Source organism: Williamsia soli (assembly GCF_017377795.1).
GTDB classification, from domain to species: Bacteria; Actinomycetota; Actinomycetes; order Mycobacteriales; family Mycobacteriaceae; genus Williamsia; species Williamsia soli.
Map to the genome: position 1 here is coordinate 103966 of NZ_JAFRDR010000009.1, position 14459 is coordinate 118424.

Annotated in this window: 14 protein-coding genes and 1 riboswitch; of the genes, 2 read left to right on the forward strand and 12 right to left on the reverse strand. The window is 65.4% G+C overall.

From position 1 onward, the window contains the following. Window positions 1-4 precede the first annotated feature (4 nt). From J3S28_RS21785 to J3S28_RS21825, 9 genes are all read right to left on the reverse strand, one after another. Complete coding sequence (locus tag J3S28_RS21785) at window positions 5-1627, reverse strand: dipeptide ABC transporter ATP-binding protein (RefSeq protein WP_207842876.1); 1623 nt, start codon at window positions 1625-1627, stop codon at window positions 5-7. Then, window positions 1624-2532, reverse strand: a complete 909-nt coding sequence (locus J3S28_RS21790) for an ABC transporter permease (RefSeq protein WP_207842878.1) — start codon at window positions 2530-2532, stop codon at window positions 1624-1626. The genes J3S28_RS21785 and J3S28_RS21790 overlap by 4 nt, the downstream gene beginning before the upstream one ends. Continuing rightward, window positions 2525-3526 carry an ABC transporter permease gene (locus tag J3S28_RS21795; RefSeq protein WP_207842880.1) on the reverse strand — a complete coding sequence of 334 codons (1002 nt, stop codon included), beginning with the start codon at window positions 3524-3526 and terminating at the stop codon, window positions 2525-2527. The genes J3S28_RS21790 and J3S28_RS21795 overlap by 8 nt, the downstream gene beginning before the upstream one ends. Window positions 3527-3528: 2 nt before the next feature. After that, window positions 3529-5154, reverse strand: coding sequence for an ABC transporter substrate-binding protein (locus tag J3S28_RS21800; RefSeq protein WP_237341909.1), 1626 nt, complete (start codon window positions 5152-5154; stop codon window positions 3529-3531). Between the two features lie 93 nt (window positions 5155-5247). Next, window positions 5248-6357 carry an LLM class flavin-dependent oxidoreductase gene (locus J3S28_RS21805; protein WP_207842882.1) on the reverse strand — a complete coding sequence of 370 codons (1110 nt, stop codon included), beginning with the start codon at window positions 6355-6357 and terminating at the stop codon, window positions 5248-5250. Between the two features lie 49 nt (window positions 6358-6406). Then, entirely contained in the window at window positions 6407-7531 is a 1125-nt protein-coding gene (locus tag J3S28_RS21810) for an LLM class flavin-dependent oxidoreductase (protein WP_207842884.1), read from the reverse strand. Next, the gene (locus J3S28_RS21815) at window positions 7528-8595 is read right to left on the reverse strand and encodes an LLM class flavin-dependent oxidoreductase (protein WP_207842886.1); all 1068 of its coding nucleotides are present in this window, start codon (window positions 8593-8595) and stop codon (window positions 7528-7530) included. Before J3S28_RS21815 ends, J3S28_RS21810 begins: the two co-directional genes overlap by 4 nt. A 30-nt stretch (window positions 8596-8625) precedes the next feature. After that, window positions 8626-8720: riboswitch (SAM riboswitch) on the reverse strand. A gap of 132 nt (window positions 8721-8852) precedes the next feature. Next, a complete protein-coding gene (locus tag J3S28_RS21820) occupies window positions 8853-9653 on the reverse strand; it encodes an IclR family transcriptional regulator domain-containing protein (protein ID WP_207842888.1) in 801 nt (266 codons plus the stop codon). Between the two features lie 102 nt (window positions 9654-9755). Continuing rightward, a complete protein-coding gene (locus J3S28_RS21825; RefSeq protein ID WP_207842890.1) occupies window positions 9756-10229 on the reverse strand; it encodes a MarR family winged helix-turn-helix transcriptional regulator in 474 nt (157 codons plus the stop codon). Window positions 10230-10327: 98 nt separating this feature from the next. Between J3S28_RS21825 and J3S28_RS21830 the strand changes: the two genes are divergently transcribed. After that, window positions 10328-10837 (forward strand): VOC family protein, encoded by a 510-nt coding sequence (locus J3S28_RS21830; protein ID WP_207842892.1) that lies wholly within the window; start codon window positions 10328-10330, stop codon window positions 10835-10837. A gap of 30 nt (window positions 10838-10867) precedes the next feature. Beyond that, on the forward strand, window positions 10868-11653 hold the full coding sequence (locus tag J3S28_RS21835; protein ID WP_207842900.1) for a pirin family protein: 786 nt from the start codon (window positions 10868-10870) through the stop codon (window positions 11651-11653). A 24-nt stretch (window positions 11654-11677) separates the two neighbouring features. Here the strand turns inward: J3S28_RS21835 and J3S28_RS21840 are convergent, their stop codons facing one another. From J3S28_RS21840 to pcaD, 3 genes are read right to left on the reverse strand one after another with little or no spacing between them, the layout of a single operon-like run. Then, entirely contained in the window at window positions 11678-12889 is a 1212-nt protein-coding gene (locus J3S28_RS21840) for an acetyl-CoA C-acetyltransferase (protein WP_207842902.1), read from the reverse strand. Window positions 12890-12910: 21 nt separating this feature from the next. After that, window positions 12911-13684 (reverse strand): IclR family transcriptional regulator domain-containing protein, encoded by a 774-nt coding sequence (locus J3S28_RS21845; RefSeq protein ID WP_207842904.1) that lies wholly within the window; start codon window positions 13682-13684, stop codon window positions 12911-12913. Further along, complete coding sequence (gene pcaD / locus J3S28_RS21850) at window positions 13681-14451, reverse strand: 3-oxoadipate enol-lactonase (protein ID WP_207842906.1); 771 nt, start codon at window positions 14449-14451, stop codon at window positions 13681-13683. The genes J3S28_RS21845 and pcaD overlap by 4 nt, the downstream gene beginning before the upstream one ends. Between the last annotated feature and the right edge of the window lie 8 nt (window positions 14452-14459).

Consider the following 14459-nt stretch of genomic DNA (forward strand, 5'->3'; position numbering starts at 1 on the left):
CAGGTCACGACAGAGCCACCCGTTTCCCGGGGATCGCATCCAGCAGTTCGCGTGTGTACTCGTGCGAGGGAGTGTCGAAAACATCTGCGATGGGACCGGTTTCGACGATCTGACCACGTCTCATCACCGCGACACCGTCACTGATCTGGCGGACCACCGCCAGGTCGTGGGAGATGAAAAGATAACTCAGGTCGTACTCGCGTTGCAGCCGCGCGAGCAGGTCGAGGATCTGCGCCTGCACGGAGACGTCGAGCGCCGACACCGGTTCGTCGAGGACGACCAGCTGCGGGTTCAGGGCCAACGCGCGGGCGATCGCGACGCGCTGCCGCTGACCGCCCGAGAGCTGCGCCGGGTGGCGGGACAGATACTTGTCCCCCAGTGCCACCTGATCGAGCAGCTCGCGCACCTTGTCGCGCCGATCCTGCGCGGAGCCGATTCCGAACGCCTGCAACGGTTCGGCCACGATCTTGTCGATCGTGAGCTTGGGGTCCAGGGATGCGTACGGGTTCTGGTGGACGAGCTGCACGCGGCGCCGCAACTCCCGCAGCGCCTTTCCGCGCAGATCGGTGATCGGGGCCCCCTCGAAGTCGACGGTGCCCGACGATGCGGCCTCCAGTCGTGCCACGATCCGTGCGGTCGTCGACTTGCCGGAACCTGATTCTCCGACCAGCGAAAAAGTCTGTCCCCGAGGCAAATCGAACGACACGTCGTCGACCGCCGTGAGAGAGCTGCCCCGACCCACCCGGAAGGTCTTGGTCAGATGTCGTACCGACAACACCGGAGCGTCGCCGGATGCCGCGCGTGGCTTGCGAACGGAGACGCCGGACACCGCGGTCATACTGGGCGCCGCGGCGAGAAGCTTCTGAGTGTACTGGTGCTGTGGATTCGTCAGCACCTGCTCGGAGGTCCCGGTCTCGACGATCTTTCCCTCACTCATGACCACGATGCGATCGGCGCGGTCGGCCGCGACGCCGAGGTCGTGGGTGATGAGGAGAACGGCAGCGCCGGTGGCGGCGATCCGCTCGTCGAGATGATCGAGGATCCGGCGTTGGACCGTGACGTCGAGTGCACTCGTCGGTTCGTCGGCGATGATCAGTTCCGGCTCGCACGCCAGGGCGATACCGATCAGGACGCGTTGACGCTGGCCACCCGAAAGATCCTGCGGGTATTGCCGAACACGGAGTCCTGGGTTGTCCAGGCCCGCTTCGGTGAGGATGCGCAGCGCTTCGACCGCGGCAGTACGGCGGTTGGCCCGGCCGTGGATGCGAAGCACTTCACCCACCTGCTCACCGATCCGCGTCACCGGGTTCAGTGACGTGGTCGGGTCCTGCGGGACCAATCCGATGTGTGCGCCCCGGATCTTCTCGAGTGCCCGATCGGGGAGGTTGTCGATCCTGTTGCCTCGGAAACTCACCGACCCGGCGGCGATCTTCCCGGTTCCGGACAGCAACCCGATGACGGCCTGCGCTGTGGTCGACTTACCCGACCCAGATTCGCCGACAATCGCGACGACTTCACCCTGGGCGACCTCGAGGTCGATCCCGTCGACCGCGTTGGCGATATCGGCACCGGAACCGTACTGAACCCGCAGGCCCTTGATCTGCAGGACCGGAGTCGAGGTGCTCATCGGTGTCCACTCCGGTCGAATTGATGTCCGATGCGGTGGGCGGAGAGCACCACCGCAACGATGACGAGGCCTGGAAGTGTGGTCATCCACCAGGCCACCGCGAGGTAATTGCGCCCTTCGGCGATCAGCGACCCCCACTCCGGTGTGGGCGGTACAGCCCCGAACCCCAGGAAGCTCAGTGCCGATACGGCCAGGATCGCCATACCGAATTCCACAGCGGCGAGGGAGATCACCGGGGCATAGGAGTTACGGAGGATGTGCCGGAACAGGACGGTGGGCCAGCGGACCCCGGACGCGAAGGCGGCTTCGACGTACGTCGCTCGCCGTACGCGCAGCACCTCGGATCGGGTGACACGAGCGAAACTGGCCACCATGGCGACACCGACCGCGATCGCGACGTTGACCGTTCCGAATCCGAGTGCGGTGACCAGCGCCAGCGACAGCAGCAGCGCCGGGATCGACAACAGCACATCGACGACACGCATGAAGAACGCGTCGACGATGCCGCCGATGGACCCGGCGAGCAACCCGATCAGGGTGCCGGCGGCCAGCGCGATACCCACCGCCAGCAACGTTGCGGTCAGGGACAACCCGGACCCGTGTACGACCCGGGTGTAGACATCCCGGCCGATGTTGTCGGTGCCGAACCAGTGCTGGGCGCTGGGGGCCTCGAACTTCTCCGCCGGGACGCCGGTCAAGGGATCACCGCTCGCGAACACCGACGGGAAGAGTGCGAATCCGATGACGAGCAGCACGACGACCACCGAGATCGCGAGCACGGCATACTGCAACAGACCACGCACACCGAATCTGCGTGCAGGCCTGCGCTGGGTGTCGTCACCAACGGGTTCCGACGCGGCCTCGGCCTCGCGGATCTCGTTGTCAGCCAGGATGAGATCAGACATGAGCTGCCTCCGCCTTGTCGGCTGCCGGCGTGGCCTTGTCGGGCGCCGCCGGCTTCTTCCGGAAGGACTCGACGATCCTTGGATCGATCAGCGGATACAGCAGGTCGACGATCAAGTTGATGACGACGAACGTCACCGTCGAGAAGACGACGATCCCCAGCACCACCGGGATGTCCTGGGCCATGACCGATGTCTGCATCAGCCGCCCGACCCCGGCACGAGAGAACACCGTCTCCACGACGACCGCGCTCGCCAGCAGGTTGCCGAAGAGGACACCGGCGATGGTCAGCGCCGGAACACTGGCCAGCCGGACCACATGGTGCAGCACCACCCTGATCCGGCTCGCCCCCTTGGCCTGCGCTGTCTCGACGAACGGCTGCCGCCAGGTGGTGCCCATGCTCGACGCGAGTACCTGCGCGATCACCGCACCCGTCGGAAGGGCCAGCGTGATCGCCGGGAGCACCAGAGACGAGAACCCCTGGTCACCGAAGGCGGGAAAGATGTGCAGATCGAACGAGAACAGCTGCAACAGCATCAGTCCGACCCAGAAGGTCGGAACGGCCACGCCGAGCGGCGGCAGCGCCTGCAAAGCGGTACGCAACCACTGCGCTTTCGTGTACGTGGTCGCAAAGGCAATCAGACCGCCGAACAGGACGGCAAGAACCACCGCGAAGACAGCCAGCGCCAGGGTATTCGGCAACGCGTTGCCGATCGCGGTCGTCACCGGCTGGCCCGTCGAGATCGACGTGCCGAAGTCGCCGCGGACCGCATGACTGAGCGAGGTCCAGTACTGAGACAGCAGCGACTGGTCGAGCCCGTACCGCGCCTGCAGATCCTCGACGGCCTGCTGATCGACCGGTGTTGCCGAGTTGCCCTGCACCGCAATGCTGACCGGGTCAGACGGCAGGATGAACAGGATCAGGAAGGCGACCGTGAACGATGCCCACAGGACACCGATCGCCTGCAGTGCCCGCAACCCGACATACCGGACCATGATCAGTTCCCGGAGATCCAGGTGTCGAAGAACACGAGCCGTGCCGACGCATCGAACTTCAGATCCTGTGTCTTCGGGGATTTGCCGATGATCTGCGAGAGTTCGGTGGTCGGGATCCACAGCCCGTTCGAGATGATCTGTTCCTGCGCGGTGGCGAGGTAGCCGTCGCGCTGGGTCTTGTCCGTGGCCGCCAGTTGGGCGGTCAGAGCATCGTCGAGGGCAGGGATCGGGCCGCGCTTGTTCAAGTTCCGGCTCTCGAGCCCGAAGGTGGTGCGCAGGATGTCGCCGTCGGCGCGGGTGCTGTTGTAGTACACCGCGTCGTAGTCGCCGCTGCCCTGAAGGGCGGTGAACTCGGCGTTGGAGACGAGCCCGAGTTTCATGTCGACGCCGACCTGCTTGAGTTCCTGCTGGACCAGTTCGAGGATCGCCTGGTTGCCGGCGAACACAGCACTGAACGAGAGGGTGAACGAGAGCTTCTGCCCGTCCTTCTCGCGGATGCCGTCGCTGCCTTCGACCCATCCGGCCTTGTCGAGGATGGACTTCGCCTTGTCCTGGTCGAACGTCACCTCCGACGACAGGTCCTTGTAGCCGGGAGTGTTGGCGGCCAGCGAGCCGGTCGCGACCTTGAAGTCGTCGTTGAGCACGGTGTCGATCAGCTCTTGCCGGTTGATCGCCGGGATGAGGGCCTGACGGACAGCGGGATCGGCGAGGACGCCGCGGGAGACGTTGGGCTGGAAACCGAACGGGACTCCCGGGTTCGGCGTGGTGAGAACCTCGCCGCCGGTGGACTCGATCTGCGGGGCGTCCTGCGGCAGCGCGTCGCTGACCGCATCGAGCTGGTCGGAGGCCAACGAACCGGTGCGCACGCCCGATTCGGGGATCACGGTGAAGTCGATCGTGTCGAGGTAGGCCTCACCGGAGTGTCCGAACACGGGCGAGCTCCAGTTGTAGCCGACACGCTTGGCCAGCGAAGCCGAGCGATCCTGCTGCCAGTCCGCGTAGGTGAACGGGCCACTACCGATATTGGTGCCGAGGCAGCGCTGTTCGGCGGTCTGGGCGACGGTGGAATCGGCCTGCAAGCCGAGCTGCGATGTCGAGGTGGCCTGCAAGAACTGGGCGTTCGGCTGGGCAAAGTTCACCTGCGCCGTCAGCGGGTCGACGACCGTGGTGCCGGTGTAGCCCGACAGGTAGCTCGCGGCCAGAGGGGCTTTGGCAGCCCCGAGCGTCCCGATCGCATCGAAGTTCTTCTTGACCGAGTCGGCAGTGACCGGCGTGCCGTCACTGAAGGTCACACCGTCTTTGAGCTTGAACGTGAACGCTTTCGCGTCCGGGCTGATCTCCCAGCTCTCCGCGAGCCACGGGGTGATGTCGCCGGTCTTGGGATCCTGATCCGTCAGCGAATCGACCACCTGGCGGGTCACGTAGATCGTCTGGTTGCTGCCGCCCTGCGCGGGGTCCGAACACGTGGGCGCCTGCGAGAGTCCGTAGCGCAGCGTGCCGCCCGGTTGCGCCGGGCCGGCGTCACCTCCACTCGACGAGTCGTCGGAGCCGCAGGCACTGAGCAGCGTTGCCGACAACAGTGCTGCGCCGGCAACGGCGATCAGCGGGCGGGACATACGTGCGGTCATCGATTTCCTCCATGAATCCGGGCAGAACTACTACGCTAAATGGTTGCGCACCAATATCTTCAATAGAATCAGCCAGGTTTTAACTGCTGTTCGTCACGCCGCGCCCTGAATCCGCTTGTCACGTTTGGCCACTTCTTCACGCACGATGGGGATCACGTACCGACCGAAGTCGATGGCGTCGTCGAGGAGGTCGTAGCCGCGGGCCGAGAGGATCTCGATCCCGAGGTCGTAGTACTCGAGCAGCGCGGCTGCCACCGTCTCCGGCGAACCGACCAGCGCGTTGGAGTTACCCGCTCCCCCGGTCGCCTTGGCCGTCGCGGTCCATCCGGCCTTTCCGAAGCGGTCGACGGAGTCGGCAATCCCCAGCAGGCGTTGAGAGCCGGCGTTCTGCGGCGCCGTCAGCGAATGCCTGCGGGAGATCGCAGCTCCCCCGGCGGTGCGTGCGTGCAACCGTTCGACGATGGATTCGGCTTTACGCCAGGCCAATTCGTCGGTAGGTGCGATGATCGGCCGAAAGGCGACCTGCAGGCGCGGTCGCTTCTCGCGGCCTGCAGCCTTGGCCGAGTCGGTGATCGACGCGATCTGCTCGGCGGTGTTCTCGAGCGGTTCGCCCCACAACGCGTAGATGTCGGCTTCGGCGCCGCCGACTGCGTAGGCCGCGGCCGATGATCCACCGAACGAGATGTTCGGACGCGGTTGCGCGACCGGGAAGATGTCGGAGACGAAGTCGTTGAACTGGTAGTGCGTGCCGTGGTGATCGAAGGGCTCGTGGGATGTCCAGGCCTTCTTGACGATCTGGATGTACTCACGGGTGCGGTCGTACCGCTCGTCCTTGGACAGGAAGTCGCCTTCGCGCTGCTGCTCGGCATCGTTACCGCCGGTGATGACGTGCACCGTCACCCTCCCGCCGGAGATCTGGTCGAGCGTGGCGAAGGTCTTGGCTGCGAAGGTCGGATAGGACACGTTCGGACGGTGCGCGAGCAGGATCTGGATGCGGTCGAGGTTGCTGACGATGTACGACGCCGCGGCCGCGGGCTCCGGTGCACCCGCTCCGTAGGCGAACAGAATGCGATCCCAGCCGAAGTCCTCGTGTGCACGAGCGAGTTTGAGTGTGTACTCCTTGTCGAAAGAACTGGCGGTGGTACGGGGATGGATCTCGGTGGCATCGTTGGTGGCGGCGATACCCAGGAATTCAACTGGCATGACGGCGTCCTTACTGAGGTGTGGAGAGTCGGGCTGCGGCAAAGGAGGGTTACAGACCCCACGCCTTCGCGAGCAATTCGTGGGACCGCAGGCGGTCCTCGTGATCGTGGGTCACCGAGGTGATCACCAATTCTGTTGCTTTGGTGAGCCTTTGTAGAGCTTCGAGACGTCCGACCACGGTTTCCGGACTGCCGACGAACTGGGTTTCGACCCGATCTGCGACGAGGTCGAACTTCTCCGCGGGCAACGGCGCCACGGTCTCCGGGTCCGGGTACGGAATTGCTCCGTGCCCGCTTCGAATGCTGTACACCCACTGCGGGAACGAGGACGCGAGCCACTGCGCGGTCGCATCGTCGTCGGCGACCACCACATCGGCGGACACCACCACGTAGGGCTCGGCAAGCGTCCCTGACGGGACGAAGGCCGCGCGGTAGGCGTCGACGGCTTCGACCGTGGTCGCCGGACTCACGTGGTAGTTGGCGACGAACGGCAGACCCCTCGCGCCGGCGACCTGCGCGCTCTGCCCTTTGCTGCTGCCGAAGATCCACAGTTCGACATCAGCGTGTTCGCCTGGGGTCGAGTGTAATTCGAGACCGTCGGGAGTCTGGTAGGTGCCGGCCAGCAGCGCCTCGATGTCGGCGACCTGCTCGGCGAAGTCCGGCGCCTGGGCGCCCGGCTGGGTGAGAACACCGAACGTCGCGGCCAGCCGGGAGCCCTTGAGCAGTTCGCTGAGATCCACAGGCGCAGGGATGATGACACCGTCGACCACCTCGCGCTCGCGCTCCGGTGCGGGCTCAGGTACAGGTGTAGCCTTCTGCGCTTCCGAACGGCGCTGTCCCGTACGCCCGAGCCCCAGGTCGAGCCGCCCCGGATAGAAGGCGTCCAGGATGCCGAACTCTTCGACGACCGACGCCGCGGTCCGCTGCCCCACCTGCACGGCAGCGGAACCGACACGGATGTTGGAGGTGGCCGCGGCAATTTGTCCGATGACGACCGTCGGCGACGAACTGGCGACGGCGACGAAGTGGTGCTCGGCGAGCCAGAACCGCTTGAAACCCCAGAGTTCGGCGTGCCGGGCCAGGTCGACGGAATTCCTCAGCGCAGTTGCCGCGTCCGCCCCTTCGCTGATCGGCGCGAGATCGAGGATCGACAGGGGTACCCGGTTGTTGCTCATGACACTGCCACCAGAGAAGTACTCGGAGAGATGGGGCGACTGGGGATCTCCCGCCGCAGCACCGGCGCGATCTCGCTCTGGAATATCTCGAGCGACTCGCGGTGCTGAGCATCGGTAAGCCCGCTGGCATCGGCGTGCAGATGCATCACCTCGTGTCCGAACTTCTCGTGATAGCGCAGGACTTTGTCGATCACCTGCTGCGGACTGCCGAGGAGCAAGGAGCTGCGTTCGATGGCGTCCTCGAGCGTCGGGAACACCAGAGGCAGGCCGAATGATCCGATCCGCTTGACGGTGGCATCGAAGATCGGCCGATAGGCGTCGATGGCGTCTTGCGAGTTCTTCGCTGTATAGAAACCGGCCGATCCGGCACCCACCAGCGCGGCGGCGGGGTCGTGACCGTAGTGCGCCCATCGCTCCCGGTAGTAGTCGATGAGCTCGGCGTAGGGCTCGATCGGATTGGTGACGTTTGCGGAGAACAGCGGATCACCGTAGGAGGCCGCGAGGTCGACCGATTCGCGGCTGGTGGCGCTGCCGTGCCAGATCCGGATCTGCTTCTGCAACGGACGCGGCAGCGCCTCGGCCTCGGTCAACGACGGTCGATAGGTGCCCTCCCACGTGACGGTGTCGTTCTCCCACAGCTGCCGGAACAACTCGTAGCCCTCACGATTGCGCTCCCACTGATCGGCCTCGGTGACATGGAACAGCTTGGCCTGCGCCGCGCCGTTTCCCTTGCCGATCATCAGCTGCAGCCGACCATCCGAGAGGTTGTCGAGTGTCGAGTAGTCCTCGAACGCCCGGACCGGGTCGAGAAGGCTCAGCGTCGTCACTGCGGTGAACAGAGCGATCTTCGACGTCCGGGCCGCGATGTGGCTCAGCACCACCGGTGGCGACGAGGAGATGAACGGCCGCTCGTGCCGCTCCCCCACGCCGTAACCGTCGAATCCGAGCTCTTCGGCAAGGACTGCATTATCGATCACTTCGCGGAACCGCTCGGCCGGTGTCGGCGTGAGTCCGGTGATGGGATCGGGGGTATGGGTGATCAGCGTGATCAACAGAAACTTCACGCGGACTCCTGCACAGATGACACGACACGCCCTTCATCGGTCCCGGCAGTAGCACCCTCACCCACACATGCAGGGGGTTGCTGCGACGTCAGCGAGCCGGGTCTCTCAATCGCTCCTGATGATTCGTTTCGACATTAAGCGCAGCTCAGAGACCGGTCAAACCGCCAATGCAGTTGCAGGCCAGTGTTTGTCACGGATCCCAAGGTCGAGGTGCCCATCAGGGTTTCGATCACTCAGAATTTAAGGCGACTTTTCGGCTATCGACGCGCGCCGAGGTCAGTGCTGAACTCGGCGGCGACTTCCACCAGGAACTGCGCCACATCGGATTCGAACGCTTCCGGGGTGGTGCGCGCTGACGAGGACGAGCACGCGAGCGCACCCACGACCACACCGGTCGCGTCGCGGACCGGGGCGGCCAGCGAGATGAGTCCGACTTCGAGTTCCTGCGACGTCAGCGCGTAGCCCCGCGACCGGACGATGGCGAGTTCACGCTCGAGATCGGATCCGGACGACACTGTGGTCGGGGTGAGATGGCGGCCGAAGCCGGCGTCGGCGACCACGGAATCGACGACGTCGGGACTCGCCCAGGCCAGCAACACGCGGCCCATCGACGTCGCGTAGGCGGGGATCCGGGTACCGACCGACACGTTGATGCTCATGATCCGGCGCACCGGGACGCGGGCCGCGTAGACGACGTCGGCGCCGTCGAGCACACCGAGCGACGCCGATTCATGCACGCTCTCAACGATCTTCAGCAGATGTGGCATCGCGGTGTCGGCGAGGGAATGCGAGGCGGTGTAATGCTGGCCGATGCTCAGCACCCGGGGTGTCAGCGACCAGCGGCCGCCCGACCCCGCGACGTAGCCGAGGCGTTGCAGGGTGAGCAGGATTCGCCGCACCGCTGGACGGGACAGTTCGGTGGCGGCGGCGAGTTCGGCGAGCGTGGGATTCGGACGACTCGCATCGAACGCCAGGAGTACCGCGAATCCCCGCTCGATGCTCTGGATGTAGTCGCGGTCGCGGTCGGTGCGCGCCGCCTCATCGGTGCTGTCGGTCACCGCTCACCCCCTCATCGCTGCGGTTACACCGTACGCATAGCGGACGGCCGACACGGCGAGGTCGACCGAGGGTGTCGCCCTTGTCGTTGAAGGATCAACCAGTCAGTGTCGATCATCCGGGGTGTCGAGCATCTGTTCCCGCATCTCGTCGAACACCCGTCCGAGTACTGCGACGTCGCGGGGGCTGAGGTGGTCGAACATCCGCTTGCGGACCTCGGCCACGTGGCCGGGACTGACGGCGGCCAGTTTGTCGGCTCCCTCCTCGGTCAGCTCGGCCATCATGCCGCGCTTGTCGTCCTCACACTCCACCCGGCGCACCCACCCGGCCGTAACCAGCCGTCCGCACGCACGGGTCGCGCCGCCGCGGGTGGTGGTCATGGCGTCGGCCAGCTCGCGCATGCGCAGGCGCCGCTCCGGCGCCTCGGAGAGGATCACCAGGATCTCGAAGTCCGTGAACGACATGTCGGCGTCGCGGGTGAGCTGCTGGTCGAGCGTCCGCAGCAACAAACGGGTGCCGTCGAGGTAGGCCCGCCAGGCCTGGTGTTCGGCGTCGCTGAGCCATCGGGTGTCGTCCACCAGACGAGCATAACCAAAGTAGTTGACAACGCAATTACCTAGGGCTAAGTTCAAGTCGTTGACAAAGCAACTACTTGGATTCTTAACGAGGAGCACGCATGACCACTGCAGCTGAGGACAAGCGTTCCCAGGATTTCGCCGAGCAGCGTGACCGCATCCGCGCCGAGCATCTCAAGCCGGCAGAGACCCGGCGCGCCTCGTCCGCGCGGGGCCTCCACCACACCGCTCTCGTCAGCAGTGACGTCGAACAGACCGTGCGGTTCTATCAGGACATCCTCGAGTTCCCACTGACCGAACTCATCGAGAACCGCGACTATCCCGGTTCGTCCCACTTCTTCTTCGACATCGGCAACGGAAACCTGCTGGCGTTCTTCGACTTCCCCGGCCTCGACGTCGGGCCGTACCAGGAAGTACTCGGCGGTCTCCATCACGTCGCCATCAGCGTCGAACCCACCCGATGGGAAGCGCTACGCACCAAACTCATCGACGCCGGTGTGGAACTGATCGAACACAGCGATGTGTCCCTCTACTTCCGTGACCCCGACGGTGCACGCCTCGAGTTGATCGCCGACCCCCTCGGCGAGATGTACGGCCACCACGTCCTCTGACACGTCAGTTCCCCGAAAGGTCCTTTTGCGATGACTGCCCCGACCACCTCCGCACAGTTCGACGTACGGCGTGCCGACAACCGGTTCAAGACCAACGCCGGTTGGCTCGACTCCAAACACTCCTTCTCGTTCGGCCATCACTACGACGAGCGCAACACCCACCACGGTGTTCTCATGGTCAACAACGACGACATCGTGGTGCCCGGTCAGGGATTCGACACCCACCCTCACCGGGACATGGAGATCGTCACCTGGGTGCTCCAGGGGTCGCTCGTACATCAGGATTCGATGGGACACAACGGCGTCATCTATCCCGGCCTCGCCCAGCGGATGAGCGCAGGCACCGGGATCATGCACTCGGAGAAGAATGATTCGTGGCGTCTGGACGGCGTCACCGGTGGCCATGCCAAGCACGACGACCCGGTGCACTTCATCCAGATGTGGGTCGTGCCCGATGAATCGGGAATCACACCCGGCTACGAACAACTCGAGATCGATCACGAATTGCTCTCGGGCGGTTTGGTTCCCGTGGCGACCGGCATGCCTGAGTATGTCGACCACTCCGCCATCCGCATCAAGAACAAGTACGCCGCGATGCACGTCGCCCGGATGCAGGCGGGTCAGACCCCCGTGACGCTGCCGGACGCACCGCTGCTGCACGTGTTCGTCGCCCGTGGCGAGGCCTCGATGGAAGGCGTCGGACTGCTGGGTGAAGGCGACGCGGTCCGGGTACGCGGCGGCGGGGGCCAGCAGCTGACCACCGACACCGACGCAGAAGTGATCGTGTGGGAGATGCACGCCTCGATCGCGGGCTGATCCGGCGCACATCCACCTGTTCTGTCAGGCGATCCGTTCGAACACTGCCGCGAGGCCCTGCCCGCCGCCGATGCACATCGTCTCCAGGCCCCATCGGGCGTCGCGCCGATCGAGTTCGCGGAGCAGCGTCGCCAGGATGCGAGCGCCGGTCGCGCCGACCGGATGCCCCAGCGAGATGCCCGACCCGTTCGGGTTGACGCGCTGATCATCGGCCTCGATCTTGAGGCTCTGTAGGACCGCAAGCGCCTGTGCTGCAAAGGCTTCGTTGAGTTCGATGACGTCCATGTCGTCGAGGGTCAGGTTCAGGCGACCCAGCGTCTTTTCCACCGCGGGCACCGGGCCGATGCCCATACGCGACGGTTCGACTCCGCTGACGGCCCACGAGGCCAACCGCGCGATCGGACGAAGGCCGAGCTCCTTGGCCTTTTCGGGGGTCGTCACGATACACAGCGCGGCACCGTCGTTCTGGCCACTCGCGTTGCCGGCGGTGACGGTGGAGTCGGGGTCGATCGCGACGCGGATCGGCCGGAGCTTCGCAAGCGACTCCACGTTCGTGTCGCGGCGGGGGTGTTCGTCCACGGTCACCAGCTGCGGGTCACTTCTACGCTGCGGTACCTCGATGCCCACGATCTCCTGGTCGAAGATCCCGCTGTCCTGCGCAGCCACGGCCCGCTGGTGCGACTGCACCGCCAGCGCGTCCTGGTCGGCTCGGCTGATGCCGAACTCGGCGCGCAGGTTTTCGGCGGTCTCGATCATGCCGCCGGGTACCGGATAGTTGACCCCACCGGCGGTCACCCGCCCGCGAGCCAGCCGATCCTGCAATTCGACGCCGGCTCCTTTGACCCCCCACCGGATCGCGTCGGTGTAGAACTCGGCCTGACTCATCGACTCCGCTCCCCCGGCGAGGATGAGGTCGCTCGCCCCGGTGGCCACCTGCATACAGGCTTGCAGCACCGCCTGAAGTCCGGATCCACACCGTCGATCGACCTGCAGGCCCGGCACATCGATACCCAGTCCGGCGTCGAGTGCAGCGATCCGGCCGATCGCCGGCGCCTCACCGTTCGGCGTTGCCTGACCGAGGATCACGTCGTCGATCTGGTCGCCAGAGACGCCCGTTCGGGTGACGATCTCGCGGATCACCGCCGCTGCCAACGTCTGTGGCGCAACGTCTTTGAAGATTCCGCCGAAACGGCCTACCGGGGTTCGCAGCGGTTCGCAGATCACGGCTTCGGGCATGGGTGTTCTCCTTCAGATTCTTCAGTGGGTGGTGCGGGCGATGTCACCGGTGATGGCGGCGGCGGTGCGCAGAAGTTCTGGGACCAGGTCGTTGCGGATCGCGTCCAGGCTGTAGCGCACGGACTGGGTCGAGATGTTCACTGCCGCGATCACTGACCCGTCTCTGCCGTGGATCGGGGCAGCGAGCGAGCGTAGACCGGCCTCCAATTCGCCGTCGACGATGCAGAAGCCCTGTTCGCCCGCAGCTCGGATGGATTCGCGCAGATCTACCGTCGCGACCTTGGTGTGGGCGGTCAGCGGCCGCGGGGTGACCCTGTCCAGGTGCGCGCTGAGATCGGCGTCGCTCAGTGCGGCGAGGAGCACCCGCCCCATCGAGGTGACGTAGGCCGGGAATCGGGTGCCGATCGTGATCGAGACCGTCATGATCCGGCTGACCGGAACGCGGGCAACGTAGACCACGTCGTCACCGTCGAGGATAGAGACAGATGCGGACTCGTGGACACGCGCCGCCAGCGCCTCCAGATGCGGACCCGCGACCTCCGGGAGTGAGAGGGACGACAGATAGCTGTATCCGAGGTCGAGAACGCGCGGCGTCAGCCAGAACGCGGTGCCGTCCGTACCGACATAGCCGAGGTCATGAAGGGTCAGCAGAAACCTCCGCGCGGCCGGACGCGAGAGTTCGGTTCGCGCAGCGACCTCGCTGACGGTCTGGCGAGGACGGTCGACATCGAAGGCGCGGATGACCGCCAGTCCCCGGGCCAGCGACTGGACGTGGTCACCGGACGCACCGGTCATCGGGTCGCCACATGCTCTCGGATCAGCGACGAGACCACGGTCGCCTGTTCGAGATTGACCAGATGTGCGCCGGGGTCCAGGATCTTGATGCTCGCACCCGGCACCAGGGCAGCGATGTCCTGCAGGTGTTCCGGCGGCGTGGCCGGATCCTGGGCACCCGCGATCGCCAGTGTCGGGGTGGTGACAGACGGTAGGTGCGGACGGGAGTCCCACTGCGCCAACGCCTCACAGCACGAGGCGTAACCCTCGTCATCGGTGTTCTTCACCATCTCTCGCGCACGGTCGACCAGATCCCTGTCCTCGTCGGCCAATCCGAGGGTGAACCATCTGTCGACGACCGCATCGGCGATGGCCGACGTACCCGAGGACCGCACGGTGGCAGCCCGGTCGAGCCAGGGCTGCGGATCGCCGAAACGGGCCGAAGTGCACAGCAGGGTCATGGTGGACACCCGCTCTGGCGCCGCGACCGCGATCTGCTGGGCGATCGCTCCCCCCAGTGACAAACCCACGAGGTGAACGGTTCCCGCACCGAGCGCGACAAGAGTTGTCAGCACGTCGTCCGCCAGGTCGGGGACGGTATACGGACCGGCCGGAGCAGGCGACTCACCGTGCCCCCGCACGTCAAGAGCAATGACTCGGTGGTCAGATCCGAGGTCAGCCATCTGTGGCTGCCACATGGATCGATCGGAGCCCAACGATCCCAAGAACACGATCGTCTGCTGCGAGGTTTCGCTGCCGCCGACACTGCCGGCCAGTTCGTACGTCATTTCTACCT